Annotated in this window: 24 protein-coding genes; 16 read left to right on the forward strand and 8 right to left on the reverse strand. The window is 68.5% G+C overall.

Features of this window, described 5'->3' with window-relative positions; genetic code table 11:
* Positions 1-10 precede the first annotated feature (10 nt).
* Positions 11-775, forward strand: a complete 765-nt coding sequence (locus J7495_RS07940) for a hypothetical protein (protein WP_294055941.1) — start codon at positions 11-13, stop codon at positions 773-775.
* Positions 776-860: 85 nt separating this feature from the next.
* Complete coding sequence (locus J7495_RS07945; RefSeq protein ID WP_294055942.1) at positions 861-1,679, forward strand: hypothetical protein; 819 nt, start codon at positions 861-863, stop codon at positions 1,677-1,679.
* 163 nt (positions 1,680-1,842) lie between these two features.
* Here J7495_RS07945 and J7495_RS07950 read toward each other — a convergent pair whose 3' ends face one another.
* Positions 1,843-3,036 carry a DUF1343 domain-containing protein gene (locus J7495_RS07950; protein WP_294055943.1) on the reverse strand — a complete coding sequence of 398 codons (1,194 nt, stop codon included), beginning with the start codon at positions 3,034-3,036 and terminating at the stop codon, positions 1,843-1,845.
* Positions 3,037-3,263: 227 nt separating this feature from the next.
* Positions 3,264-3,809, reverse strand: coding sequence for a DOMON-like domain-containing protein (locus J7495_RS07955; protein WP_294055944.1), 546 nt, complete (start codon positions 3,807-3,809; stop codon positions 3,264-3,266).
* Positions 3,810-4,031: 222 nt separating this feature from the next.
* Here J7495_RS07955 and J7495_RS07960 point away from each other — a divergent pair, with 222 nt between their 5' ends.
* From J7495_RS07960 to J7495_RS07975, 4 genes are all read left to right on the forward strand, one after another.
* A complete protein-coding gene (locus tag J7495_RS07960) occupies positions 4,032-5,654 on the forward strand; it encodes an FAD-dependent protein (RefSeq protein ID WP_294055945.1) in 1,623 nt (540 codons plus the stop codon).
* A gap of 88 nt (positions 5,655-5,742) precedes the next feature.
* Positions 5,743-6,666: a hypothetical protein gene (locus J7495_RS07965; protein WP_294055946.1), complete on the forward strand. Its 924-nt coding sequence runs from the start codon at positions 5,743-5,745 to the stop codon at positions 6,664-6,666.
* A 176-nt stretch (positions 6,667-6,842) separates the two neighbouring features.
* Entirely contained in the window at positions 6,843-7,457 is a 615-nt protein-coding gene (locus J7495_RS07970) for a PEPxxWA-CTERM sorting domain-containing protein (RefSeq protein ID WP_294055947.1), read from the forward strand.
* Positions 7,458-7,559: 102 nt separating this feature from the next.
* On the forward strand, positions 7,560-9,422 hold the full coding sequence (locus tag J7495_RS07975) for an ABC-F family ATP-binding cassette domain-containing protein (protein WP_294055948.1): 1,863 nt from the start codon (positions 7,560-7,562) through the stop codon (positions 9,420-9,422).
* A gap of 298 nt (positions 9,423-9,720) precedes the next feature.
* On the opposite strand, the gene J7495_RS07980 is transcribed toward J7495_RS07975, so the two are convergent.
* The gene (locus J7495_RS07980) at positions 9,721-10,602 is read right to left on the reverse strand and encodes an OmpA family protein (protein ID WP_294055949.1); all 882 of its coding nucleotides are present in this window, start codon (positions 10,600-10,602) and stop codon (positions 9,721-9,723) included.
* A 388-nt stretch (positions 10,603-10,990) separates the two neighbouring features.
* Between J7495_RS07980 and J7495_RS07985 the strand changes: the two genes are divergently transcribed.
* The 7 genes from J7495_RS07985 to J7495_RS08015 all read left to right on the forward strand — a co-directional run bounded on the left by J7495_RS07985 (position 10,991) and on the right by J7495_RS08015 (position 14,347).
* Positions 10,991-11,164 carry a hypothetical protein gene (locus J7495_RS07985; protein ID WP_294055950.1) on the forward strand — a complete coding sequence of 58 codons (174 nt, stop codon included), beginning with the start codon at positions 10,991-10,993 and terminating at the stop codon, positions 11,162-11,164.
* On the forward strand, positions 11,161-11,460 hold the full coding sequence (locus J7495_RS07990) for a hypothetical protein (protein ID WP_294055951.1): 300 nt from the start codon (positions 11,161-11,163) through the stop codon (positions 11,458-11,460). The genes J7495_RS07985 and J7495_RS07990 overlap by 4 nt, the downstream gene beginning before the upstream one ends.
* Positions 11,457-11,627 (forward strand): hypothetical protein, encoded by a 171-nt coding sequence (locus J7495_RS07995; protein ID WP_294055952.1) that lies wholly within the window; start codon positions 11,457-11,459, stop codon positions 11,625-11,627. Before J7495_RS07990 ends, J7495_RS07995 begins: the two co-directional genes overlap by 4 nt.
* A 310-nt stretch (positions 11,628-11,937) precedes the next feature.
* Positions 11,938-12,150, forward strand: a complete 213-nt coding sequence (locus J7495_RS08000; RefSeq protein ID WP_294055953.1) for a cold-shock protein — start codon at positions 11,938-11,940, stop codon at positions 12,148-12,150.
* Positions 12,151-12,224: 74 nt separating this feature from the next.
* Positions 12,225-12,410 (forward strand): hypothetical protein, encoded by a 186-nt coding sequence (locus J7495_RS08005; RefSeq protein ID WP_366810913.1) that lies wholly within the window; start codon positions 12,225-12,227, stop codon positions 12,408-12,410.
* A 267-nt stretch (positions 12,411-12,677) separates the two neighbouring features.
* On the forward strand, positions 12,678-13,910 hold the full coding sequence (gene tyrS / locus J7495_RS08010) for a tyrosine--tRNA ligase (protein ID WP_294055954.1): 1,233 nt from the start codon (positions 12,678-12,680) through the stop codon (positions 13,908-13,910).
* 119 nt (positions 13,911-14,029) lie between these two features.
* Positions 14,030-14,347, forward strand: coding sequence for a PilZ domain-containing protein (locus J7495_RS08015; protein ID WP_294055955.1), 318 nt, complete (start codon positions 14,030-14,032; stop codon positions 14,345-14,347).
* Here the strand turns inward: J7495_RS08015 and recG are convergent.
* Entirely contained in the window at positions 14,344-16,407 is a 2,064-nt protein-coding gene (gene recG, locus J7495_RS08020) for an ATP-dependent DNA helicase RecG (RefSeq protein ID WP_294055956.1), read from the reverse strand. The two genes, J7495_RS08015 and recG, sit on opposite strands and share 4 nt — an antisense overlap.
* A 50-nt stretch (positions 16,408-16,457) precedes the next feature.
* Positions 16,458-16,655, reverse strand: coding sequence for a hypothetical protein (locus J7495_RS08025; RefSeq protein ID WP_294055957.1), 198 nt, complete (start codon positions 16,653-16,655; stop codon positions 16,458-16,460).
* A gap of 188 nt (positions 16,656-16,843) precedes the next feature.
* Between J7495_RS08025 and J7495_RS08030 the strand changes: the two genes are divergently transcribed.
* The 3 genes from J7495_RS08030 to J7495_RS08040 all read left to right on the forward strand — a co-directional run bounded on the left by J7495_RS08030 (position 16,844) and on the right by J7495_RS08040 (position 21,285).
* Positions 16,844-17,110 (forward strand): succinate dehydrogenase assembly factor 2, encoded by a 267-nt coding sequence (locus J7495_RS08030; RefSeq protein WP_294055958.1) that lies wholly within the window; start codon positions 16,844-16,846, stop codon positions 17,108-17,110.
* 96 nt (positions 17,111-17,206) lie between these two features.
* Entirely contained in the window at positions 17,207-20,665 is a 3,459-nt protein-coding gene (gene mfd / locus J7495_RS08035) for a transcription-repair coupling factor (protein WP_294055959.1), read from the forward strand.
* A gap of 116 nt (positions 20,666-20,781) precedes the next feature.
* Positions 20,782-21,285: a GAF domain-containing protein gene (locus J7495_RS08040; protein ID WP_294055960.1), complete on the forward strand. Its 504-nt coding sequence runs from the start codon at positions 20,782-20,784 to the stop codon at positions 21,283-21,285.
* A gap of 314 nt (positions 21,286-21,599) precedes the next feature.
* Here J7495_RS08040 and J7495_RS08045 read toward each other — a convergent pair whose 3' ends face one another.
* From J7495_RS08045 to J7495_RS08055, 3 genes are read right to left on the reverse strand one after another with little or no spacing between them, the layout of a single operon-like run.
* Positions 21,600-22,055 (reverse strand): SgcJ/EcaC family oxidoreductase, encoded by a 456-nt coding sequence (locus tag J7495_RS08045; protein ID WP_294055961.1) that lies wholly within the window; start codon positions 22,053-22,055, stop codon positions 21,600-21,602.
* Positions 22,052-22,444, reverse strand: a complete 393-nt coding sequence (locus J7495_RS08050; RefSeq protein WP_294055962.1) for a hypothetical protein — start codon at positions 22,442-22,444, stop codon at positions 22,052-22,054. Before J7495_RS08050 ends, J7495_RS08045 begins: the two co-directional genes overlap by 4 nt.
* Entirely contained in the window at positions 22,441-24,420 is a 1,980-nt protein-coding gene (locus J7495_RS08055) for a GGDEF domain-containing phosphodiesterase (protein WP_294055963.1), read from the reverse strand. Before J7495_RS08055 ends, J7495_RS08050 begins: the two co-directional genes overlap by 4 nt.
* Between the last annotated feature and the right edge of the window lie 45 nt (positions 24,421-24,465).

Here is a 24,465-nt window from a genome sequence, read left to right on the forward strand (position 1 = left end):
GGGATGAGGGATGCTCGGAAGATTGTTCGGCCGCAAAAAGGAGAAGCCCGCCACCCGGCAGGCCGACTTCCCCTGGTCGAACCTGACCGAGGCCGGCGCCTGCAACCTCGCCTTCGGCGACCTGGTGAACCACGCCACCGGTTTCTACTTTATCGAAGGCCGCGGCCCGCATGCCGAATCGACCCTCGCCGCGCTCGGTGCGATCGCCGGCATGGCAGCCCGGGTCGCGCTGTTCGAGCGGATCGCTTCGGGCGAGCGCAGCCCCGAGGGGCTCAACACCGCCACCCTCGACGACGGCCGGCAGTTCACCTTCGGCGACCCGCTCAACCTGCTGCTCACCCAGGCCGATCCGTCGATCCACAGCCTCGGCCTCTGGCCGGTCGCCGCCGGCGCGACGCTCCAGGCGGGCGTCGCCGAGCACGAACTGCCCGACCTCGGCGAGCAGTTCGCCATCGTCACCCGCCGCCTCGGCACACCCGACGAAGGCTGGCCCGACACGCCCGAGGGCAACCGCCCCGCCGCCTCGACACACGACATCCTCGCTCGCGTCTGGCCGATCGCGAAGACGATCCTCACCCAAAGCTACCACGACAAGCCCGGCCCGCTCGGCCCCGCGCCGCTGCGGCTCTGGCCGGCGATCACCACGATCGCGGTCTCGCCGATCCTCGGTCGTACCGCCGCGGTGCTCGACCCGCGGATCGGTCTCGCGATCGTGATGCAGTCCGCGATCTATGCCTCGAAGCTCGATCCCGCCGCGCTCGAAACGGGCAGTTAGCACCAGAATCGTCCCGTCTCGTTCCGCTCGCGACTGATCCATGCTAATGTGCGCAGGTACGTCATTCGGAAGGAGGGGTCCGATCATGGCAACTGCTGCAGACACTATCGGTATCGAGGCCAAGGGCGGCTGGACCGCGTTCGTCGATCGCTGGATCTACGTGTTCATGGCGGTGCTGTTCATCGCCACCGTCTTCGCGGGCTTCATCCCGCATTCGATCAACATGCTCGGCGACGTCTCCGCCGGCAAGCGCCCGCCGCTGCCGCCGATCCTCCACATCCACGCCGCGCTGATGGGCAGCTGGCTGGTGCTGCTGCTCGTCCAGGCCACATTGATGGCGACCGGTCGCGACGGCTTCCACAAGCAGCTCGGCCTGCTCGCGATGATGCTCGCGCCGGCGATGGTGCTCGCGGGCTTCTTCCTGATCCCCACGATGGACGGCCAGGTCATCGACGGCATCCGCCACGCCCCGCCGCCGGTCGCCGCGCAGCTTCGCGCGGTGCTGCCGATCGTGCTCAACATCATGCTCGTCCAGATCCGCATCGGCGTCGAGTTCGCGATCCTGGTGGCGATCGGCCTCAGCGCCCGCCGTTTCGATTCGGACACGCACAAAAGGCTGATGTTCCTCGCGACCTCGGTCGCGCTGCCCGCGGCGACCGATCGCATCCCCTGGCTGCCCAGCAGCATCCCCGGCTCGGCGCTCACCGTCGAGCTCTGGCCGCTGCTGGTGCTCGCGCCGATGTTCGTTTGGGACCTGTTCCGGCTGAAGCGGATCCAGCGCGCCTATTGGATCTGGCTCGGCGTGATCCTGGTGCCGGGCATCCTGATGCACCTGCTGTGGAACGCGGCCGGCTGGCAACGCTTCGCGCTCAGCCTGCTCGGCGCGAGCGACATCGCGATCTGAGGCAGGCGCCCAAACGCTGGTAGATTCTTCAAAATTCCGTCACCCCGGCCTTGTGCCGGGGCCCACCGCGCGGCGAGCGATGGAATCGAGGCAAAGGCCAGTCCGCGCGACTGGGTGGGCCCCGGCACAAGGCCGGGGTGACGAGAGATTGTACGGATCGGCCTCAGTAGAGCAAATACTTCCGCCGCGTCTCGTCCCAGGCCGTTTCGTCCGGCCGGGCGAGCGCGTCGAGGTCGCCTGCCTCGCCGCCGCCATCGACCCAGTCGCGCAGCCCCGTGCCGCCGTTGATCACGTCGATCGCCAGCTTGTCGAAGACGTACTCATAGGGGAAGTCGCGCCAGAGGTCGTAGCCCGGGTGGAGGTTGCGGATCGCGCGGAAGCCCGCCGCCTGCAACCGCCAGGGGCGGAAGCCGCCATGGTCGTACGCCGCGCCCTCGGCATGGATGAACACGCCTGAGCAGAGCTTGCCGACATGTTTGTGGAAGGTCGGCTGGAACCAGATATCCCTCAGCGTGCAGCCCGCCAGCCATTGCGGCGCGATCCGGTGCATCTCCGCGATCACGGCCTTGGCGTCGATGTCGGGTGCGCCGAACAATTCGAGCGGCCGCGTCGTCCCGCGCCCTTCGGAGAGCGTCGTCCCCTCGAGCATCACCGTGCCGGCATAGGCGCGCGCCATGTTGACGTTGGCGGCGTTGGGGCTCGGGTTGATCCAGACCCGCTCGGGCGGCCAGCCCCAGCCGGGGCCTTCCGCGGGCTGCCACCCCTCCATCGCCACCACATGATAGTCGACGTCGAGCTTGAAGTGATCGATGAACCAGGCGCCCATCTCGCCCAGCGTCATGCCGTGGCGCATCGGCATCGGCCCCGCGCCGACGAAGCTCTCCCAGCCCGGCAGCAGCGCCGTCCCTTCGACCGGCCGCCCGGCGGGATTGGGCCGGTCGAGCACCCACACGCTCTTGCCATGCTGCGCCGCGGCCTCGAGCACGTAGAGCAAGGTCGTCACGAAGGTGTAGATGCGGCAGCCCACGTCCTGGAGGTCGACGAGCATCACGTCGAAGGTGTGCATCGACTGGCCGGTCGGCCGCCGCACCTCGCCGTAGAGGCTGAACACCGGCATGCCATAGGTCGGGTCGGTGAAGTCGGGCGACTCCATCATATTGTCCTGCAGGTCGCCGCGCACGCCGTGCTGCGGGCCGAACACCGCCGAGATGTTGACGCCGGCCGCGACCAGCGCGTCGAGCGAATGGGTGAGGTCCGCCGTCACTGAAGCCGGGTGCGCGAGCAGCGCGACGCGGCGGCCCTCCAGCGGCTTGCGAAGGTCAGGGTCGGCGAGCAGGCGATCGATACCGAAGAGCATGGACGCTTGCTGGCGGGAGTCGCGATTCGGCGCAAGCCGGAAGCGCAAGCGCCTAGGGGCTCTGCACCCCCGCGCTGGCAGACTGGCGAGGAGCAAGAGCAGCCTTACCAAGTGGGACAGTGGAGGTCATAGCGGCCCTGCTCCTCGCCCCCGCGGGCCTTACCCGGCCCGTCGCTCTGGTCACAGCTAACCTCAGTAAAGAAAGAAGGTCAACACGCTGATTATATTCATTTTGGCGAAGGCAAGGCGATCGTCATGCAGGCGCGGTCGTGGAAGTCGGGGGTTTCCGTAGCGTGAACCGCGGCCCACCAGCTCCTGGTGCCGTCCTTCTCCTCGATCACCGTCGTGAAGTTGAGCGTCTTGCCGTCGAACGGCAGGGGCAGCTCGGCGATCAGCACGAAGCTGCTCTTCCCCTGGAAACGCGCGATGGTGACCGGCCCATCGAGCGCGAGGTCGTGCATCGCCTCGCGATAGCCGGTGAAGCCATAGGCCGCCCAGTCGCCCGAGGGCGCGAGGTTGAACTCCTGATATTCGGCCTCGCCGGGGATGCCCGCGAACAGTTCGAAGCAGCTCGTCTGCCAAAGCCCGTCGCGCCGCTCGGGCGCCGCCGCCCTGGCCGCGAGGCTGATCGCGTCGACCTCACCCGTGACCGCATATTGCACTGCCCAGCCGCCTTCGGGCCGAAGCATGATCCCGGCCTCGATCTCGATCTTCGCCTTCGGCGGCGCCGAAGGATGCGGGGCGAGCGCCCGAGTGGCGAGGATGAGGGTCATTCGGTCTCCTTTGGGCGCACGCTTAGAATTGGTCCGCCCGGGATTATCAACCGTCATCCCGGCGAAAGCCGGGACCCAGGGCCGCGAGCGATGTCCTGCTTGGCCCTGGGTCCCGGCTTTCGCCGGGATGACGATTCAAGTTGATGGAAGGCGAGTCTATCAACGGACGGCTTGGCGGCAAGCATTGGCCTTCCCCGTCATTTCCCCCTAAAGCCCGCCGCCATGCTCCGCCTCTCCGGCCTTTCGCTCCCGCTCGACCATCCGGCCGATGCGATCGCCCCCGCGATCTGCACGCGCCTCGAGATCGCGCCTGCCGAACTCAAGGGCTACACCCTCTATCGCCGCGGCAACGATGCCCGCCGGCGCAACGCGATCCAGCTCGTCTACACCTTCGACGTCGAGCTCACCGACGAGGCCCAGGTCCTTGCCCGCTTCGCCGACGACAAGGACGTCCGCCCCACTCCCGACATGACCTGGCGCGCGCGCGTCCACGCCCCGGAGCGCTGGAACGGCCTGCGCCCCGTCGTGATCGGCGCCGGCCCCTGCGGGCTCTTCGCGGGCTTGGTCCTCGCGCAGATGGGCTTCAAGCCGATCATCCTCGATCGCGGCAAGATCGTGCGCGAGCGGACCAGGGACACTTGGGGCCTTTGGCGCCGCGGCGTGCTCAACCCTGACAGCAACGTCCAGTTCGGCGAGGGCGGCGCGGGCACCTTTTCCGACGGCAAGCTCTATTGCCGCGTCAAGGACCCCCGCTTTCTCGGCCGCAAGGTGCTCGAGGAGTTCGTGAAGGCCGGCGCGCCTGACGACATCCTGTGGGAAGCGCATCCCCATATCGGCACCTTCCGCCTCGTCACCATGGTCGAGAGCCTGCGCGAGACGATCGAGGCGCTCGGCGGCGAATATCGCTGGCAGACCCGCGTCGACGACCTCGAGCTCGTGCCGCTGCCCGACGGCCGCCAGCGCATACGCGGCGTCCACCTCCACGACGGAAGCTTCCTCGAGACCGGCCATGTCGTGATGGCCGTGGGTCACAGCGCCCGGCCGACCTTCGAGATGCTCCACCGTCGCGGCGTCCATATCGAGGCCAAGCCCTTCGCGATCGGCGTGCGCATCGAGCATCCGCAGAGCTGGATCGACCAGGCACGCTTCGGCAGGTGCGCGAAACACCCCGATCTCGGCGCCGCCGCCTACAGCCTCGTCCACCACGCCTCGAACGGCCGCAGCGTCTACAGCTTCTGCATGTGCCCCGGCGGCCGCGTCGTCGCCGCGACGAGCGAGGAAGGCCGCGTCGTCACCAACGGCATGAGCCAATATTCGCGCGCCGAGTTCAACGCCAATTCCGGCCTTGTCGTCGCGATCGATCCGGCGCGCGACTTTCCCGGCGGGCCGCTCGCCGGCATCGCGCTCCAGCGCCATTGGGAGGACCAGGCGTTCCTGGCAGGCGGCTCCAACTACCACGCTCCTGGCCAGAAGGTCGGCGACCTGCTCGCCGGCCGCGCCTCGGCCGCGCTCGGCGAAGTCATCCCCAGCTACAAGCCCGGCGTGACGATGACCGACCTGTCGCGCTGCCTCCCCGGCTTCGTGATCGAGGCGTTCCGCGAGGCCTTGCCCGTCTTCGGCCGCCAGATCGCACGCTACGACCATCCCGACGCGGTGATGACCGGCGTCGAGACGCGCACCAGCTCGCCGGTGCGCATCACGCGCGGCAAGGACCTGCAGAGCCTCAACGTCGAGGGCCTCTATCCGGGCGGCGAAGGCGCGGGCTATGCGGGCGGCATCCTCTCGGCCGCGATCGACGGGATCAAGCTGGCCGAAGCCGTGGCGCATAACCTTGTCCCGGCCTGAGCACCCCGGCGCTTGATACTGATATGAAACGACATTCCTGCACGCCGGCGCTTGATCGCGACCGTCCAATGCGCGAATGAGCCGGCCGATGACCGCCGCGATCAGCCGCCCCAGGGGCCCGACCCGTCTCGTCGCTCGCCAGGTCTCAGAGCTGCTGCTGACGCGCGCCGGGCGCTGGCAGCCGCTGGTTCCGCACGAGCGGATCGCCGCGATCGTCTTCGCCTCGGCGCTCGGCGCCACCCTCGCCCACCACCCCTTCCGCGACGCCGAATCCGGCCGCTGGATCGGGATCGAGGCAGCCAACCGCCTCGGCCGCCCCGTCAGCGGCGCCGCCATCGCCGAGTCGATGGGCCTGCCGCACACCAATGTCCGCCGCCGGGCCGCCGAACTGGTCGACGCCGGGCTGCTGATCCGCGAGGCCGCTGGCTTCCGCATCGCCGAGCGATTCCTCGCGGACGAGCGATTCGGCCCGGCCGCGGCCGAGGACGTCGCGGCCCTGACCCACAGCCTCTCCGCGCTCGCCGACGCCGGCTACGCCCCCGCCGCCCGCGCGCTCGACGCCGGCTTCTCCGTGCTGCCCGATGGCGTGGTCGGGCGCTTGCTCGTCGCCTTCACGCTGCGTGCGCTCGAGACGTTCACCGAACTCTACGGCGACGTTACCAGCGGCACGATCGTCGCGGCGATCGTCGCCGCCAACGTCCGCCAGGTGACCGGCGACCCGCGCCTCGCCGAACGCTATGCCGAGGAGGATATGCCACTCCCCGACAGCCTGCGCGAGCCGATCGGCCTGCGCCCGCTCGCCCGCGCGATCGACATCCCCTTCGAAACCGTGCGCCGCCGCGTGAACGCGCTCGTCGCCGAGGAGGTCGTCGCCTGGAAGGACGCCGGGGTGATCGTCCCCACCCACGTCCTGCTCGACGAGCGGCTGCTCGAGAACAACCGCCGAATCATGGCGCATTTCGAGCAGCTGCTGAACACGCTCGTCACCCTCGCCGCCGAGGCGCATCGCTGACCCTTCCTGTGCCACAAGGAACCAGCTGACCCATTTCGGCGGGCGGCCGCGTTGCCGCGCCCCTTAACGCTCCGTTAGGGAACCCCTGCCGCCGATCAGCGACTCGTAACTGATTGGTATCAAATCACTAATGCTCCCGGGATCATCGATTCCGGGGCGCCCTGGGGGTATCGGAAATGAAATTTGCTGCTGCCGCGATCGCGGCCCTTCTCTGCGCGACTCCGGCGTGCGCGACCTCGCTCGACTTCACCTCGATCGCGTCCGGCACCACGCTCGCCAACGGCCAGAGCGTCACGCTCGGCGACTTCATCCTCAAGAACATCGGCGGCCAGACCGGGGTGTTCTTCAACGGCGCCGACGGCTCGATCGCGTTCGGCGACGACCAGACGCTCACTTCCGCGGGCAGCCTCTTCACGCTCACGCGCGTCGGCGGCGGCCTGTTCGACGTCAACTCGGTGGTGTTCGCGCTCAGCGCCGGCGCCAGCGGCCGCACCGACCTGTTCGACTACAGCCACCGGATCCAGATCACCTCGGATGGGCAGAGCACCACCGGCACCACGGCAATGCAGGGCATCGACTCGCTCTACATCGACTTGTTCTCGAACGCCGGCTCGGTCGGCATCCGCAACTTCGACCTCACGCCCGTGGGCCCCTCCGGCGGCTCGGGCGGCTCGGGTGTCGGCGCGGTGCCCGAGCCGGCGACCTGGGCGATGATGCTCGGCGGCTTCGGCATCGTCGGCTTCGCGATGCGCCGCCGCCACAAGCCCCGGACCAGCGTTACCTACGCCTGATCCATCGCAGGCGTGAGCCGCCGGCCGGGCGAGGCCGGCGGCTCGAACCTGCCAGGCCAAGACGCTTGGGACCGGCGCGCTCCCCTGCTAGGGGGCGCCCACATGCTCAACCTGAACGACATCACGGTTCGCCTCGGCGGGCGGACCATCCTCGACGGCGCCACCGCCAAGCTGCCCCCGCGCGGCCGAATCGGCCTGATCGGCCGCAACGGCGCCGGCAAGACCACGCTGGTCCGCGTCATCGCCGGCATGCTCGAGCCCGACATGGGCAGCGTCGAGATGCCCCGCGGCGCCACGCTCGGCTATATCGCGCAGGAAGCCCCTGCCGGCGACGCCACGCCCTTCGACACCGTCCTCGCCGCCGACACCGAGCGCGCCGCGCTGATGGCCGAGAGCGAGACCAGCCACGATCCCGACCGGCTGGGCGAGATCTACGACCGGCTTGCCGCGATCGACGCCTATACCGCCCCTTCGCGCGCCGCGACGATCCTCGTCGGCCTCGGCTTCGACGAGGCGATGCAGAACCGCCCGCTCGACAGCTTCTCGGGCGGCTGGCGGATGCGCGTCGCGCTCGCGAGCCTGTTGTTCTCGCAGCCCGATGTCCTCCTGCTCGACGAGCCTTCGAACCACCTCGACCTGGAGGCGGTGCTCTGGCTCGAGGATTTCCTCGTCTCCTATCCCGCGACGATCCTGCTCGTCAGCCACGAGCGCGACTTCCTCAACAACGTCGTCGACCACATCCTCCACTTGGGCAGCGGCAAGCTCACCCTCTATCCCGGCGGCTATGACGCGTTCGAGCGCCAGCGCGCCGAGCGCCAGGCCCAGCTCGCCGCGGCGCGCGCCAGGCAGCAGGCCGAGCGCGAGAAGCTCCAGGATTATGTCGCGCGCAACTCGGCCCGCGCCTCGACCGCGAAGCAGGCGCAGTCGCGCGCCAAGATGCTCGCCCGGATGCAGCCGATCGCCGAGCTGTTCGACGATCCGAGCCTCAGCTTCGACTTCCCCAACCCCGACGAGCTGCGCCCGCCGCTGGTGACGCTCGACATGGCCGCGGTCGGCTATGACGAGACGCCGATCCTGCGCCGCCTCAACCTGCGCCTCGATCCCGACGACCGCATCGCGCTGCTCGGCCGCAACGGCAACGGCAAGACCACGCTCGCGCGGCTGCTCGCGATGCAGCTCGCGCCGATGGAGGGCGCGTTCAACGCCTCGGGCAAGATGCGCGTCGGCTATTTCACCCAGTACCAGGTCGAGGAGCTCGACCGCGAGCACACCCCGCTCCAGCACATGACCCAGGCGATGCCCAAGGCGAGCCAGGGCGCGGTGCGCGCGCAGCTCGGCCGCTTCGGCTTCCAGGGCCCCAAGGCGACGACCGAGGTCGGCAAGCTCTCGGGCGGCGAGCGTGCGCGCCTGGCCCTCGCGCTGATCACCCGCGACGCGCCGCACCTGCTGATCCTCGACGAGCCGACCAACCACCTCGACGTCGACGCGCGCGAGGCGCTGGTCCAGGCGCTCAACGCCTATTCGGGAGCGGTGGTGATCGTCAGCCACGACCGTCACATGCTCGAGCTGACCGCCGACCGGCTGGTGCTGGTCGACGCCGGCACCGCGCGCGAGTTCGACGGCTCGATCGAGGACTATATCGCTTTCGTCCTCAGCAAGGACAAGGAAGCGGCCAGACCGGCCAAGGGCGACAGGAAGGAAGATCGCCGCCGCGGCGCCGAAGCGCGCGAGAAGGAGAAGGCTCTGAAGAAGGCGGCGCGCGAGGCCGAGGCGGAACTGGCGAAGCTGGGCGACCGGCTGAAGGCGCTGGACCGCGCGATGTTCGATCCGGGCAGCGCCGAGCCGGCGCTGGCGAAGCTCACCATGACTGAGCTGATGAAGCAGCGCGCCGACGTCGCGGCGCGGATCGAGACGGCCGAGGCCGCGTGGCTGGAGGCAAGCGAAGGGCTCGAGGGCGTCGGGTAGGTCGCAGCGGCGGTCGGTGTTTCGTCGCTGGCGCCAACCAGCGGGCCGTCATGCTGAACGCGTTTCAGCATCCAACCCTCTCGAAACGCATCATTCAAACGTCATCCCGGCGAAAGCCGGGATGACGATCCGGGGGGAGGCGTTCCTTCCTCGGGAGCGCCTGTCGAGCAGCGAAATGATGACTCGCCCAAGTTCAGGGTGACAGGCCACGAGTGGGCCCGCGAGCCCGACCGTCGATACACCCAAAGGCCGGGAGCGGACCCGCCGCTCCCGACTCGATTACGAAGTCGCGCGGGGCTTACAGCCCGTCGACGCTCTTGCTGACGAGGATGTTCACCGCGACGCGGCGGTTCTGCGCCTTGCCTTCGTCGGTGTCGTTCGGCGCCATCGGGTCGGCCGTCGCCATCCCGGTCGGGGTGAGCATGCGATAGGGCTTCCAGCCGCACTTCTGCTGGAGATAGTTGATCACGCGGCCCGCGCGCTTCTCGCTAAGCGCCTGGTTGAGGTCGTCGCTGCCGGTCGAATCGGTGTAGCCGACGACGAGGATCAGCGCATTGTCGGTGCCTTCGGCCGAGTTTGCCGTCTGGCAGAGCTGCGCCTTGTCCTGTTCGGAGAGGTCGGCCTTGCCGACGTCGAAGTGCACGTTGGTCGTGCTCTTGATGTTGTACTTGTCGATGTCGCCCAGGCGGCCGCGCAGCGATTCGGTCGCCGCGGTCTGTTCCTCGAAGCCCTGCGCCGTTCCGGTGCGGATCATCGTCGCGGTCCTCAGGTCGCCGCTCTTGAAGCTGATCTGGCTGGCTACCAGGTCGTCGCCCGCCGGTTGGCCAACCGGCTGGAGCGTCTTGACCGTCACCGGCAGCCCGTTGAGCAGCGAGTCCGCGGCAAGCTTGCTGCGGCTGCTGAACAGGCCGCCGCCGGCCCGGATCTGCGTCGCGTCGTTGATCGCGATGATCACGCTGCGGCCGTCGGCGGTCGCGACCTTCATCCGGTCGCCATGGCGCGCGGTGATCACGCCCTTGATCTGGGGACCCGGCGTCATCGGCCCATCGGGCGCGCGCTCGCCGGTCACGACGATGCTGGGATCCTGTGGGGTCTGCTGCGCCGACGCGCTGACCGGCGCGGACACGGCCAGCGCAGCAAGGAGCAAGCGAACTTCCGGCCTCTTCGATATGATACGCATGAGCGACTCCGTCTTAAACCCGCCCCGGGCACCGCCTGCCTGTTCGGATCAATCTGTCTCCCAGATGAACGACTCGGGTGAGAGCGTCGAACGAACGGACGATTCGAGCGCGTCGTGCGGCGAACCGATGCGGCCCGTGTCGTGGCCGTCGCGCTTCGCCGAGGGCAAGCTCTCCTCCCTCGCGAGCCCCCGAAATCGCCTGGCCGGAAGCAGGCAAGGTGCTGGCCCCGGCGGTCGCGCGAAGTCACCGGGATCGTACGGAAAAAGATAAAGCTATGATGTTTTTGGAAATTCTGCTAGCAACAACCATCGCTGGCAGACGGATTTCGTAGGCGCCATCGGCTGAGAGACGGACGCGCTCCCGCTTACATTAGCAGGAGCATCCGCAATGGATCTCAATTATCTTTATTCCCGCCATCAGGTCTCCCTGATGCTCGCCAAACGTGCGGCTTCGCCCGAGGCGCGATGGGCCCATCGCGCCATGGCGCGCGCCTATGCCCAGCGAATTCGCCTTGTCCAGGAAGCAGTCGGCATCACCGACTCGACGCCGCTCGTCGCATGACCGGGGACGAGTCCGGCGGCGCCGATCCCGCCGCCACGCCGCCGCGGATGAAGCGCTTCCGCAAGACGTTTGCCACGCCCAGGCTCTCCGCGGAAGGCGCCGAGCGCCAGAGCAGGATCACGCTTCTCGCCTGGGACGCCCTGGGCCCGGACGCGGCGCAGGCATTCCTCAACGCCCATGACGATGCCTTGGGCGGATGGCCGCTCAACCTCGCGGTAGAAAGCGCGGCTGGGGCCGAAGCCGTCGAGCGCGCGATCGCGGCGCGGTTGGCGGCGAAGCGGGGGCGGGACGAATGATGCCCGCGAACCTCGGCCTGCTCGCTGCCTATGGCGCGATCGCCGTCGTCACGCTCGCCGCCATGGGTATCGTCATGCTGCGCCGCCCTGGCGCGATCTCGCGCAAGCTCCGAACCGATCGAAGACTCGAAGCGGACGAAATCAGTAGAAAATCTTTGGACGCCTGACCTCTAGATCCCTCATCCTCCAAGAGAGAACATTTAATCTCTCCTGGAAACGACATCCGTCATTCAATCAATCGAATCATTTCCATGATCGATGCCGTACCTCCGTGCGTGAATTCGAAGAGCTCCGGCATTTTATTTTCAAAAAATCGTCATGACTTCCTTGCAATGGCTTCGACCTACCCCATATGCCATATGCTACAGTCGCAAATCGACGGTCTTCGGAGCTTTGCGGCCCCCATTCCTTCTTTCTGCCCCTTGCAGCACGAGGTCCGCCCACGCTGGGCGCGCCGCCAGCATGAAGGAATTCCACATGAGCCATACCGGCACCGTCAAATTCTTCGATACCGCCAAGGGTTTCGGCTTCATCGCCCCCGACGGCGGCAACCAGGACCATTTCGTCCATATCAGCGCCGTCGAGCGCTCGGGCCTGCAGACGCTGAGCCAGAACCAGCGCGTCAGCTATGAACTGGAGAACGACAAGCGCGGACGTCCGTCGGCTGCGAACATCGCACCGGCGGACTGAGGGGCGGCTCCAGCCGTCCCGCGGCGCCTGTCCCCTCGACGGGCGCCGCACCGCCTTCTCTCTTCCCAGGAGCCATGATGTCCCAGCCCGATTATCGCGCCTTGGCCGCCAAATGCCGCGCCGAAGCCGAACTCGCCACGCTCGAAAACGTCCGTGAACGTTGTCTTCGCGCAGAAGCCGCATGGCTCGACATGGCAGTGCGTCAGGAGCGCGTCGTCAATTCGCGCGCGGCCCGCGTCGCGCCGGCCCTCGGCCAATAGCCGCTCGGCTCGCTTGACATGTAGGACCTCGCCTGCGTCCTTCCCGCGCATGCCGCGCGCCGTCTCCTCCCTTCTCCCTCCCTGCAAAGCCGCCGCGCACCCCGCCGGTTTTTTCCGAATGGCTGGTGTCAACCGTGTCAACTGTGTTAGTGAAATAATACACACCGATGCGGCGGCGAGCTCCGTTCTTGGCCTCACTTCCCTGACTTTCGCGCCGCCAGCCTCGGGGATGACGCAGCCCCCCGCCTCGGCTAAAGCGCCGCCACCATGACCGAGCACAAGTCCGATCTTCTCCGCCTCCTCGCCTCGCGCGGCTACCTCCACCAGGTCACCGACGCCGAGGGGCTCGACGCCCTCGCGACGAAGCAGGTCGTGCCGGCCTATGTGGGTTTCGACGCCACTGCGGCGTCGCTCCATGTCGGCAACCTCGTCTCGGTGATGCTGCTCCGCCGGCTCCAGCAGGCGGGGCACAAGCCGATCGTGCTGATGGGCGGCGGCACCACCAAGGTCGGCGACCCCTCGGGCAAGGACGAGGTCCGCAAGCTGCTCGACGACGATGGCATCGGCGCGAACATCGCCAGCATCCGCCGTATCTTCGAGCGCTTCCTCACCTTCGGAGACGGTCCCACCGACGCGGTGATGGTCAACAATGCCGACTGGCTCGACCGGCTCGAGTACATCCCCTTCCTGCGCGACGTCGGGCGGCACTTCACGATCAACCGGATGCTCACCTTCGATTCGGTCAAGCTCCGGCTCGAGCGCGAGCAGCCGCTGACCTTCCTCGAATTCAACTACATGATCCTCCAGGCCTATGACTTCATGGAGCTGTCGCGCCGCTTCGGCTGCCGCCTCCAGATGGGCGGGTCGGATCAATGGGGCAACATCGTCAACGGTATCGAGCTCGCGCGCCGCGTCGACGGCGCCGAAGTGTTCGGCGCGACGACGCCGCTGATCACCAATGCCGACGGCACCAAGATGGGCAAGTCGGTCAACGGCGCGGTATGGCTGCACGAGGACCAGCTCTCGCACTATGAATACTGGCAGTTCTGGCGGAACGCCGACGACCGCGACGTCGGCAAGTTCCTCCGCCTGTTCACCGACGTGCCATTGGACGAGATCGCCCGGCTCGAAGCGCTCGAAGGCGCGGAGATCAACGAGGCCAAGAAGATCCTCGCCAACGAAGCCACGGCGCTGTGCCGCGGCCGCGCCGCGGCCGAGGAAGCCGCCGAGACCGCGCGCCGCACCTTCGAGGAAGGCGCCGCGGGCGAGGCGCTCCCCAGCTTCGCGGTGGAGGGCGGCAGCATCGCCCTCGTCGATGCGCTGGTAAGCCTGGGCCTGAGCGCTTCGAAGGGCGAGGCCCGGCGGCTGATCAAGCAGGGCGGCGCGCGCGTGAACGGCGAGCGCGTGGACGACGAAGGCCATGCGATCACCGTCGCCGGCGAGCCTGTTCGGGTCTCCGCGGGCAAGAAGAATCACGGGCTTTTGACCCCGCTTCCGTAGCTGACCGGAGGCGGGCATAAATCGATGTTAATCAGCTTTGTTTCAAAGAGATTCACGCCACGGCGTTATTCGTGGCAATCGTACCTTCGGGTCTTTGAACGGGGCGGGCGAGTTTGGCCATGGGTATTCCGGCCTTTGCTGATTTCCGGCAAGCAGGCCGCGACGCGGTCCATTATCGGGCGCGCGCCTTCGGTCCGGATGCCCGCCAGCTCAACCTGCTGATCGTCAACATCTCCGCCCACGGCCTGATGGCGCGCTGCGACGCGGCGCTCGAGATCGGCCAGCGCATCCGGGTGAATCTGCCGATCATCGGCGTGATGGTGGCCGAGGTCCGCTGGTCACTGGGCGGCCGGATCGGCTGCCAGTTCGACACCGGCATCGACCTCGCGAGCTATTATGAACTGCTCGCAGTGCTCCTCAAGAACCACAAGTTCTAACCCGCCCGCAGCAGCCCTACCGCCGCATCGCGCTCGAACAGGTAGAGCGCCGTCCGCGCCGCCTGCCCCCTTGGCGTCTGCAGCTTGCGATCCTGGTCCTCGAGCAGCCGCGCGTCCGCCGTCGCCATCTCGAGCAGCGGCGCCAGCAGCTCGGGCGGGGTGAGCCGGAACTGCTGCTCGCCCGATTGCCGCGTGCCGAGCAGTTCGCCCGCGCCGCGCAGCTCCAAGTCGCGCTCGGCGATGACGAAGCCGTCGGTGGTGTCGCGCATCAGCGCCAGCCGCGCCCGCGAGGTTTCGCTCAGCTGCTCGCCGCGCAGCAGGATGCAGTGCGACTTGCCATCGCCGCGCCCCACGCGCCCGCGCAGCTGGTGGAGCTGGGCGAGCCCGAAGCGATCGGCATGCTCGATCACGATCAGCGTGGCATTGGGCACGTCCACGCCCACTTCGATCACCGTCGTCGCCACCAGCACCGCCAGCTCGCCGGCCGAGAAGCGCGCCATCACCGCGTCCTTCTCGGGCCCCTTCATCCGCCCGTGCACCAGCCCGATGCGATCGCCGAACCGATGCCGCAGCTCGGCGGCGCGCGCTTCGGCGGCCGCCATGTCGATCTTCTCGCTCTCCTCGACCAGCGGGCACACCCAGTACGCCTGCTTGCCGCTCTCGATATGCCGACCCAGCCCCGCGACGACGTCGCCGAGCCGAGCGTCGGCGATCACGCTGGTCTCGACCGGGGTGCGGCCCGGCGGCATCTCGTCCAGCCGGCTCACGTCCATCTCGCCATGCGTCGCGAGCTGGAGCGTGCGCGGGATCGGCGTGGCGGTCATCACCAGCAGATGCGGCGGCACGCTCGCCTTGGCCTGGAGCATCATCCGCTCGGCCACGCCGAAGCGATGCTGCTCGTCGACCACCGCGAGCCCGAGATTGCGATAGCCCACGCCCTCCTGGAAGATCGCATGCGTGCCGACGAGGATGTCGATCGATCCGTCGGCGAGCCCCATCAGCGTCGCTTCGCGCGCCTTGCCCTTATCGCGCCCGGTGAGCACCGCGACGGTCACGTCGAGCCCGGCAAGCAGCCGCGACAGCGTCTCATAATGCTGGCGGGCGAGGATCTCGGTGGGCGCGAGCATCGCCCCTTGCGCGCCCGCCTCGACCGCGATCAGCAGCGCCATCGCCGCGACCAAGGTCTTGCCCGAGCCGACATCGCCCTGGAGCAGCCGCAGCATCGGCCGTTCCTGTGCCATGTCGCCCTCGATCTCGCGGATCGTGCGGGCCTGGGCGCCCGTCGGGGCGTAAGGCAGCTTGAGCGCGTCGCGCAGCCGCCCGTCGCCGCGCAGGGGCTGGCCGCGCTTCGACCGCGCCTCGCCGCGCACCAGCAGCAGCGCGAGCTGGGTGGCGAACACTTCGTCATAGGCGAGCCGCTCGCGCGCCTTGGCGTCGGCGGGATCGGCGTGGATGCGCGCCAACGCTTCGTGCCAGCGGGGCCAGCCCTGGCGCGCCTTGAGGCTCGGCTCGATCCATTCGGGCAGCTCGGGGGCGCGCTCGATCGCCTGCTCGACCAGCGTTGCAATCCGCTTCGAGGTGATGCCTTCGGAACAGGGATAGATCGCCTCGCGGCCCTGGTGGCCCTCCGCCTCGCCGGGCTCGAGCACATAGTCCGGATGGACCATCTGCAGCTCCTGGCCATAGGTCTCGAGCTTGCCCGACACCCAGCGCGGCTCATTCAGCGGCAGCAGCTTCTTCACCCAGCCCGAGCTGCCGCCGAAATAGACGAGCGTGACATGGTTGCCGTGCGCATCGACGGCCTGGACGCGCGCCGGCGAGCGCGCGCTGCCGCCCATGCGATAGTTCACGGGAGTAAGCTGGATCGCGATCACCCGGCCCGCGTCCGACGCCATCAGCTCGTCGCGCGGCAGCCGGTCGACCCAGCCGGTGGGAAGATGGAAGGCGACATCGACGGCGCGATCCAGCCCGAGCCGCTCGAGCGGCTTGGCGAGCGCCGGGCCGATGCCCTTCAGCGCCGTGACTTCGGCAAACAAAGGATTGAGGACGTCGGGCCGCATGCCCCCGACCTAGTGACTAGGCGGTCACGTGCCAACCACGAGCGTCAGGATCAGCCGATCGCCGAGGCCTTCTCGATCGCGGCGAGCACTTCGGTGACGTTCGAGCCGACGACCAGCTCATGGTCCTTGTCGAACGCGATCACGCCGACTTCGTCACCGGCCATGTTGATCGTCGAGACGGCGCGCACCGCCGAGATGTTCACCAGCATCGGATCGCCGTTGATCGACTTCAGCATCACGAAACGCATTACGACACCCTTCCTGGCAACCGGTTTGGGTTAATTATAGAGGCACGACACGCGCTTGGGCCTGCCGGGCGGCATTTATCTTGGGGTGGCGAGACGCTGGCGTTCGCGCCCGCGAGTGCCTATCTGGGCGGAAACCCCGTCGCCGACGGCGCATTCCAGCGCTGCCGGCCAATCGTCGTTGGAGCATCATGGATCGCGAAACCCGTCTCAAGCGCCTGCACTTCCGCGCCTGGCACCGCGGCACCAAGGAAGCCGACCTGTTCGTCGGCGGCTTCTTCGACACGCATCACGCGCGCTGGAGCGACGCCGAGATCGACTGGTTCGAGGCGCTGATGGAAGAGCAGGACGTCGACATCATGGCCTGGGCAATGGGAACCGCCGCGGTTCCCGTGCGCTGGCAAGGTCCGTTGATGGACGCGCTGAAGCAGCTGAATTTCGTGCCCATAGCAAGATAACCGTCCTCCCGGCGAAGGCCGGGACCCAGGGTCAAGAGCGATGCCCCTTGTGGCCCTGGGTCCCGGCTTTCGCCGGGATGACGGCTGAAGAGAACCATGCCCGACCTCAAGACCATCCTCTCCGCCGCCAAGCCGCTGACGCTCGCGGGCGTGCCCGCCGGCTTCCTCCCCTGGATGCTGGCCGACCTCGCGCGCGCCGGGCGCACCGCAGTCTACATCGCCCCCGATGAGTCCGCGATGCGCGCCGTCGCCGCCACCGCGCCCTATTTCGCGCCCGAGCTCGACGTCATCGCCTATCCGGCCTGGGATTGTCTCCCCTACGACCGCGCCTCGCCCACTCTCCGCATCATGTCCGAGCGCCTGGCCGCGCTCCACGCGCTCCAGACGCAGCCGAAACACGCCCGCCTCCTCGTCACCACCGTCAACGCCGCCACCCAGCGCACCCTCACCCCCTTCCGTATCCGCCAGCTCGTCGCACGCCTCGCGCCCGGCGAGCGGATCAGCCTCGAGAAGCTCGGCACGCTGCTCCAGTCGAACGGCTATGTCCGCGTCGACACGGTCAACGACGCGGGCGAGTTCGCCGTCCGCGGCGGCCTCGTCGATCTCTTCCCGAGCGGCGCCGACCAGGCGCTGCGGCTCGACTTCTTCGGCGACGAGATCGAGAGCGTCCGCACCTTCGATCCCGCCGACCAGCGCACGACCGGCCGGATCGACGGCTTCACCCTCCTCCCCGCCTCCGAAGCGCTGCTCGACGAGGAGAGCATCCGCCGCTTCCGCACCCGCTACCGCGACAAGTTCGGCGCAACCGCCACCGGCGACCCGCTCTACCAGGCGATCTCCGACGGCCGCCGCCTCGCCGGCATGGAGCATTGGCTCCCGCTGTTCGAGGAGCGGCTCGAGACGCTGTTCGACCACCTGCCCGGCGATGCGGTGCTCATCCGCGACGCCGGCGATGCCGGTGCCGCCGAGGCGCGCTTCGAAGCGGTCGCCGACTATCATTCGAACCGCGTCCGCGCCCAGTCGGGCGATCCGGGCAGCTATCGCCCGCTCGCACCCGACGCGCTCTACCTCACCAGCGCCGAATGGACCGACAGGCTCGACGCCGCCCCCGCGCACCTCGCCACGCCCTTCCACGAACCCGAAAGCAAGACCGTCCTCGACTTCAACGTGGACGGCCCCCGCGACTTCGCCCCCGAGCGCGCCGCGGGCACCAATGTCTACGAAGCCGTCGCCGAGCATCTCGCCAAGCTGCGGCGGGAGAAGAAGAAGCCCGTCCTCGCCAGCTATTCGAATGGCGCGCGCGAGCGGCTGAAGGGGCTGCTCGAAGACCATGGCCTCACCGGCGCCGCCCCTGCCGACAGCTGGCAGGAAGCGCTGGGCATCGCCGATCGCGGCGTCGCGCTGATCGTCCTGCCGCTCGACCATGGCTTCACCGCGCCCGACATCGCGCTGCTCACCGAGCAGGACATGCTCGGCGACCGGCTCGTCCGCCGCGCCAAGCGCCGCAAGAACACCGACGCTTTCCTCGCCGAGCTCGCGACGCTCTCCCCCGGCGACCTCGTCGTCCACGTCGACCACGGCATCGGCCGCTACGACGGGCTGACCCAGATCCCGGTGCAGCAGGCCCCGCACGACTGCGTCCAGCTCAGCTATCTCGGCGGCGACAAGCTCTACGTGCCGGTCGAGAACCTCGAGGTGCTCAGCCGCTACGGCTCGGCCGAGGATGGCGCGCAGCTCGACAAGCTCGGCGGCGAGGCGTGGCAGCGCCGCAAGAGCCGGATGAAGGAGCGCATCCGCGAGATCGCCGGCGAGCTGATCGCCACGGCGGCCAAGCGCGCGCTCCGCCCCGCCGAAGTCGCGGAGCCCGATCCCGGCGGCTATCCCGCCTTCGTCGACCGCTTCCCCTATGAGGAGACCGACGACCAGGACCGCGCGATCGGCGACGTGCTCGAGGACCTCGGCGCCGGCCGGCCGATGGACCGGCTGGTGGTCGGCGACGTCGGCTTCGGCAAGACCGAAGTCGCGCTGCGTGCCGCCTTCGTCGCGGCGATGGCGGGGATGCAGGTCGCGGTGGTCTGCCCGACGACGCTGCTCGCGCGCCAGCACTTCAACAACTTCACCGAGCGCTTCCAGGGCTTCCCGATCAACATCGGCCGGCTCTCGCGCCTCGTCCCCGCCGCCGAAGCCAAGGCGACGCGCGACGGGCTCGCCGACGGCACCGTCGACATCATCATCGGCACGCATGCGGTGCTCGCCAAGGGTGTCGAGTTCAAGCGGCTCGGGCTCGTCATCGTCGACGAGGAGCAGCGCTTCGGGGTGACGCACAAGGAGCGGCTGAAGGCGCTGAAGGCCGACGTCCATGTCCTCACCCTCACCGCCACGCCGATCCCGCGCACGCTGCAGATGGCGATGTCGGGGCTGCGCGAGCTCTCGGTGATCCAGACCCCGCCGGTCGATCGCCTCGCGGTGCGCACCTATGTCATCCCCTGGGACCCGGTGGTGCTGCGCGAGGCCTTGCTGCGCGAACATTACCGCGGCGGGCAGAGCTATTTCGTCACCCCCCGCATCGCCGACCTGCCCGACATCGAGACATTCCTGCGCGAGGAAGTCCCCGAGGTCCGCTACGTCGTCGCGCACGGCCAGATGGCGCCCGGCGACGTCGAGGAGCGGATGTCGGCCTTCTACGACAGGAAGTTCGAAGTCCTCGTCTCGACGACGATCGTCGAGAGCGGGCTCGACATCCCCAGCGCCAACACGATGATCATCAACCGCGCCGACAAGTTCGGCCTCGCCCAGCTCTACCAGCTGCGCGGGCGCGTCGGCCGGTCGAAGACGCGCGCCTATGCCTATATGACCACGCCGGCCCAGCGGCTGATGACCGAGGCGGCGGAGAAGCGCCTGAAGGTGCTCTCGGATCTCGACTCGCTCGGCGCGGGCTTTCAGCTGGCGAGCCACGACCTCGACATCCGCGGCGCGGGCAACCTCCTCGGCGACGAACAGTCGGGGCACATCAAGGAAGTCGGCTACGAACTCTACCAGTCGATGCTCGAGGAGGCGATCCTCGAGGCACGCGCGGGCGGGCTGCGCGAGGAGCTGCGCCCCAGGGACTTCTCGCCGCAGATCACCGTCGACGCGCCGATCCTCATCCCCGAGGACTATGTTCCCGACCTCGACCTGCGCATGGGGCTCTACCGCCGCCTGAACGAGCTCGACGACCGCGCCGGGATCGAGGCGTTCGCCGCCGAGATGATCGACCGGTTCGGCAAGCTGCCCGAGGCGACCGAGAACCTCGTCACGTTGATCGAGACCAAGCTCAACGCCAAGGCCGCATGCGTCGCCAAGCTCGACGTCGGGCCCAAGGGCGCGCTGGTGAGCTTCCACGACGACAAGTTCCCGAACATCGACGGGCTGCTCGCCTATGTCGACCGGCTCGACGGCACCGCGCGGCTGCGGCCCGACATGAAGCTGGTGATCACGCGCGAGTGGAAGACGCCGGCGGCACGGCTCAATGCTGCGCTGCAATTGTCGCGGGGGCTGGCAAAGGCGGCGGGCTGACCAGCGGTGTCATTGCGGCATCGGCATAAATATCGGGATTTCCCGATGTTTATTTGTGCCGGTTATGGTTGTAGCAACTTCTTCCCGGTCATCATCTCGACTCGGGAGGAGCAGGAATGTCGACCGAACAGGTTTTCGAACGCCGCCGGATGCTGATCACGGCGATGACCTCGCTGGTCGGGGCCGAATCGTTCGACGAGCTGGTCGAGGTCCTTCGCCGCCACGCCCGCTTCATCGCGGCTTCCGAAGGCGTCTGCGTCGTGCGGCGCGAGGGCGACCAGGTCGCGTATCTCGCCGAGGACGCCGTGCGGCCGCTCTGGGCAGGGCGGCGCTTCCCGATCGAGGCGTGCATCTCGGGCCGCGCGATCGTCGAGAAGCGCGCGATCCAGATCCCCGACATCTACGCCGACGAGCGCGTGCCCCACGCCGCCTATCGCCCCACCTTCGTGGGCAGCATGGCGATGTTCCCCATCGGCCTCGACGAGCCCTCGATGGCGCTCGGCGCCTATTGGCGCGCGATCAAGCCGATCGAGCCGGTCGCGGTCACCTTGCTCTCCAGCCTCGCCGACTGCGCCGGCCACACGCTCCAGCGACTGACCTCCTCGGCCGCGGCGGCCTGAGCCGGCCTGAAAGATCGATAAAATCGATAACGGTTGACAGTGTGGACAACAACCATTGCAGATACTGCGAAAGCGCGTTGATCGTTTCAATCGATCAAAGAAGGGTACGATGAGAAAGAGCGCCCCCTAACCTCGCAGTCCGATTCCTACATTGCAATCCGAGCGAGGCATCAACCTGGACTCGAACCCGATCGGGCCAAGCAGCCGTCATCCCGGCGAAAGCCGGGACCCAGGGTTACAGAGGACATCGCCCGAGACTCCTGGGTCCCGGCTTTCGCCGGGATGACGAGGGAGGTGACGAAGGCGATCGCCGCTCAGCTGCTGTGATCCGCGATGATCTTCCAGCCGCCGGCCTCCTTGCGGAAGACCAGCGAAGTCATGCCCGTGTCGGGCTTGTCCGTTTCGATATTCTCCAGCGTCCATTGCGCGATCAGCAACGCATGGTCCGGCCCCAGCATCCGGAAATCCTCGATCCGGAAGCTGAGCCGCGTCGGCACTGCCGCGGCCATATGCCCGAACTGCCTGGCGTAGGTGACCATGTAGCGGTTGCGGATCTCTTCCTTGCCGCGCGTGACGATCTTGCCGGTGAAGCTCGTCGCCGGATCGTCCGAATAGACTGCGAGGAACCGGTCGATGTCGCCGCTGTTCCAGCCTTCGGCCGAATCCGCCATCGCCGCCTCGACCGCCGCGCGCGGATCATCGGCCGGCCGCGCCATCGCCTCAGGCACCGCCAGCAGCAGCGCGAGCATCGCCAGCATCGCTCGGATCATCGCAGTTCCTCCTCCACTTCGCGCTCGTCGGCGAGCTCCTCGGCGGCGAATTTCTCGCGCTGCATCACGAAGCTGCCGGTGCTGCGCACGATCACCCATTGGCCGCTGATCTCGGTCGCGTCCTCGTTGACCGTGCCCGCGTAGAGCACGGCATGGACCAGCGCCGGTCCCTGATATTGCTTGACGAAGCGGATCGAGGAGCCGTCGCACCGCCCGGAGACGAGGGCGCGGCGGATCTCGGCATAGCCGGTCGTGTCGGGCTCGCTGATCACCCCGCTCAGCGCGCCTTCGCGGTCCTCGATCTGCGCGATGAAGCTGTTGGTCTCCGAGCGCGTCGTCGCGGCGTAGCGGCCGTACCAGACGCCGCTGAGGTCCCTGGGATCGCTCACCGCGTCGCCACCAGCCGCGCGAGCGTCATCCCGTCGACCGGCTCGGAGCAGAGATAGCCCTGGAAATATTGGCAGCCCTCCTTGGCGAGTAGGTCGAGCTGCGCCTCGGTCTCGACGCCTTCGGCCACCACCGCCAGCCCCAGCGAGCGCGCCATGTCGATCACGCCGCGGACCACCACGCGATCGCGCACGCTGCCGGCGATGTCCTGGCTCAGCCGCTTGTCGATCTTGAGATAGTCGAGCGGCAGCGCCTTCAGATAGGCGAGGCTCGAATAGCCGGTGCCGAAATCGTCGATCGCGACGCGGCAGCCGGCGGTGCGCAGCTCGGCGAGGAGGCGGGCGGCGTCGCCCAGGTCCTTCATGATCCCGCTCTCGGTGACTTCGACGGTGAGCCGCGCGCGCGGGAAGCCGCTCGCGTCGATCCGCCCGAGGAGACCATCGACGAAGTTGGTCCGGCCCACGTCGGCGGCAGTGACGTTGATCGAGAGCCTGAGCTTGATCAGCGCCGCGGGCCAGGACGCCGCGGTCGACAGCGCGACCGACTGGACATGGTCGCTGAGCGCGCCGGCGATCCCAGCATGGTCGGCGGCGGCGAAGAGCGTCTCGGGGCCGATCTCGCCGTAATCGCGGTGCCGCCAGCGCGCGAGCGCCTCGGCACCGACGATCGCGCCTGTCGCGATCGCGACCTGCGGCTGGAACACGACTTCGATCTCGTCGCGGTCGATCGCGCGGCGCAGGTCGGCGGCGAGGATGGCGACCGAGGGCCCTTCGGCCTCGGGGATCGGCACGTCGAACAGCGCTTCGCTCGCGCGGCGGAGAAGGCCAGTGGCGCCCTCGCCTGCATTGCTCAGCGCCGTCGCGATCCGCGCACCGAGCGGGAGCAGATCGCCTTCGACGACGAACGGCCGCGCCATCGCTTCCTCGAACGCCGCCTCGGCGCGCGCGAGGCCCTCGGCGTCGCAGCCGTCGCTCGCGACGAGGAATTCCGAGCCGCTCATCCGCGCGACCACCGCCGTCCGCCCCAGCGCCTCGCGCGCGATATCGGCGATCCGGCGCGACGCGGCGCGGAGCAGCCGGTCCCCCGCCTCGCGGCCGTATGCCGTGTTCACCGTCTCGAAGCCGAGCAGCCCGATCAGCACCGCGCCGACCTGTACGCCCTCCTCGAGCCGTCCGCCCAGCCAGCGCCGCGCGCTTGGCCCGTCGCGCGCGCCGGTGAGCGCGTCGTGCACCACCGCCTCGGCATCGGGCGCCGCGCCGAGCCGCTCGATCAGCGCGCTCAGCCGCCCGGTCACGGGGTCGCGCTGGAGATGCTGCACGACGCGGCCGATCCCCGGCAGGTCGTGCGCGAAGGCCGTGGTCGGCCGTTCCTCGCTCAGCCGGCGCACCGCCGCGCGCATCAGCTTGCGGTCGGCGCCATCGAGCCTGGCGAGCGCAGGACGAAGCGCCGGCGCCTCGGGCAGCTCGAGCTGCGCGGCGAGATCGGGGGTGAGCTGGAGCGAGCGCAGCGCGCTGTCGTAACGCCAGCCCAGCGCCTCGCCCTTGGTCTCGACGCCTTGCCGCCCCAGCCGCTCGGCATGGCGCTGGGCGAAGCGCATCGCCTGCGCGATCGTCGCCACCGACGCGGGGCTCGACAGGAAGTGCGTCGCCCCGGCATCGTGGAACTCGCGCAGGTGCAGCGTGTCGCTTTGCGAGACGAGGATGAGCAGCGCCGCCCGGCTCGCCTCGACCACGCCGCCGAGCGCGCGCGCCGCCATCAGCCCTTCGCTCAGCGCCCCGCGCGCATCGATCACCGCGACCTGCGCGCCGCTCGCGAGGAAGCGCCGCTCGACTCCTTCCGCGCGCCGCGCCGCGACCACGCCCCAACCCGCGCCGGCCGCCGCCGCCGCCATCTCGTCGCGCTGGCGGAAGGAGAGGACGAAAACGGGGGCCTGGGCCGGCGGTGCCTCGGTCTCGGGCTCCGGAGTCGCAAGGTTCATCGGCGTATCGATAACCGTAAGTTTGTGTCACCGCCATCCAGGCTT

Source organism: Sphingomonas sp. (assembly GCF_017745215.1).
Classification (GTDB): Bacteria; Pseudomonadota; Alphaproteobacteria; order Sphingomonadales; family Sphingomonadaceae; genus Sphingomonas.

What these genes read in the sequence shown, in the direction of transcription:
- J7495_RS07940 (WP_294055941.1), top strand. Translation starts at nt 11, where the DNA reads ATGCTCGGAAGATTGTTCGGCCGCAAAAAGGAGAAGCCCGCCACCCGG.
- J7495_RS07945 (WP_294055942.1), top strand. Translation starts at nt 861, where the DNA reads ATGGCAACTGCTGCAGACACTATCGGTATCGAGGCCAAGGGCGGCTGG.
- J7495_RS07950 (WP_294055943.1), bottom strand. Translation starts at nt 3,036, where the DNA reads ATGCTCTTCGGTATCGATCGCCTGCTCGCCGACCCTGACCTTCGCAAG.
- J7495_RS07955 (WP_294055944.1), bottom strand. Translation starts at nt 3,809, where the DNA reads ATGACCCTCATCCTCGCCACTCGGGCGCTCGCCCCGCATCCTTCGGCG.
- J7495_RS07960 (WP_294055945.1), top strand. Translation starts at nt 4,032, where the DNA reads ATGCTCCGCCTCTCCGGCCTTTCGCTCCCGCTCGACCATCCGGCCGAT.
- J7495_RS07965 (WP_294055946.1), top strand. Translation starts at nt 5,743, where the DNA reads ATGACCGCCGCGATCAGCCGCCCCAGGGGCCCGACCCGTCTCGTCGCT.
- J7495_RS07970 (WP_294055947.1), top strand. Translation starts at nt 6,843, where the DNA reads ATGAAATTTGCTGCTGCCGCGATCGCGGCCCTTCTCTGCGCGACTCCG.
- J7495_RS07975 (WP_294055948.1), top strand. Translation starts at nt 7,560, where the DNA reads ATGCTCAACCTGAACGACATCACGGTTCGCCTCGGCGGGCGGACCATC.
- J7495_RS07980 (WP_294055949.1), bottom strand. Translation starts at nt 10,602, where the DNA reads ATGCGTATCATATCGAAGAGGCCGGAAGTTCGCTTGCTCCTTGCTGCG.
- J7495_RS07985 (WP_294055950.1), top strand. Translation starts at nt 10,991, where the DNA reads ATGGATCTCAATTATCTTTATTCCCGCCATCAGGTCTCCCTGATGCTC.
- J7495_RS07990 (WP_294055951.1), top strand. Translation starts at nt 11,161, where the DNA reads ATGACCGGGGACGAGTCCGGCGGCGCCGATCCCGCCGCCACGCCGCCG.
- J7495_RS07995 (WP_294055952.1), top strand. Translation starts at nt 11,457, where the DNA reads ATGATGCCCGCGAACCTCGGCCTGCTCGCTGCCTATGGCGCGATCGCC.
- J7495_RS08000 (WP_294055953.1), top strand. Translation starts at nt 11,938, where the DNA reads ATGAGCCATACCGGCACCGTCAAATTCTTCGATACCGCCAAGGGTTTC.
- J7495_RS08005 (WP_366810913.1), top strand. Translation starts at nt 12,225, where the DNA reads ATGATGTCCCAGCCCGATTATCGCGCCTTGGCCGCCAAATGCCGCGCC.
- tyrS (WP_294055954.1), top strand. Translation starts at nt 12,678, where the DNA reads ATGACCGAGCACAAGTCCGATCTTCTCCGCCTCCTCGCCTCGCGCGGC.
- J7495_RS08015 (WP_294055955.1), top strand. Translation starts at nt 14,030, where the DNA reads ATGGGTATTCCGGCCTTTGCTGATTTCCGGCAAGCAGGCCGCGACGCG.
- recG (WP_294055956.1), bottom strand. Translation starts at nt 16,407, where the DNA reads ATGCGGCCCGACGTCCTCAATCCTTTGTTTGCCGAAGTCACGGCGCTG.
- J7495_RS08025 (WP_294055957.1), bottom strand. Translation starts at nt 16,655, where the DNA reads ATGCGTTTCGTGATGCTGAAGTCGATCAACGGCGATCCGATGCTGGTG.
- J7495_RS08030 (WP_294055958.1), top strand. Translation starts at nt 16,844, where the DNA reads ATGGATCGCGAAACCCGTCTCAAGCGCCTGCACTTCCGCGCCTGGCAC.
- mfd (WP_294055959.1), top strand. Translation starts at nt 17,207, where the DNA reads ATGCCCGACCTCAAGACCATCCTCTCCGCCGCCAAGCCGCTGACGCTC.
- J7495_RS08040 (WP_294055960.1), top strand. Translation starts at nt 20,782, where the DNA reads ATGTCGACCGAACAGGTTTTCGAACGCCGCCGGATGCTGATCACGGCG.
- J7495_RS08045 (WP_294055961.1), bottom strand. Translation starts at nt 22,055, where the DNA reads ATGATCCGAGCGATGCTGGCGATGCTCGCGCTGCTGCTGGCGGTGCCT.
- J7495_RS08055 (WP_294055963.1), bottom strand. Translation starts at nt 24,420, where the DNA reads ATGAACCTTGCGACTCCGGAGCCCGAGACCGAGGCACCGCCGGCCCAG.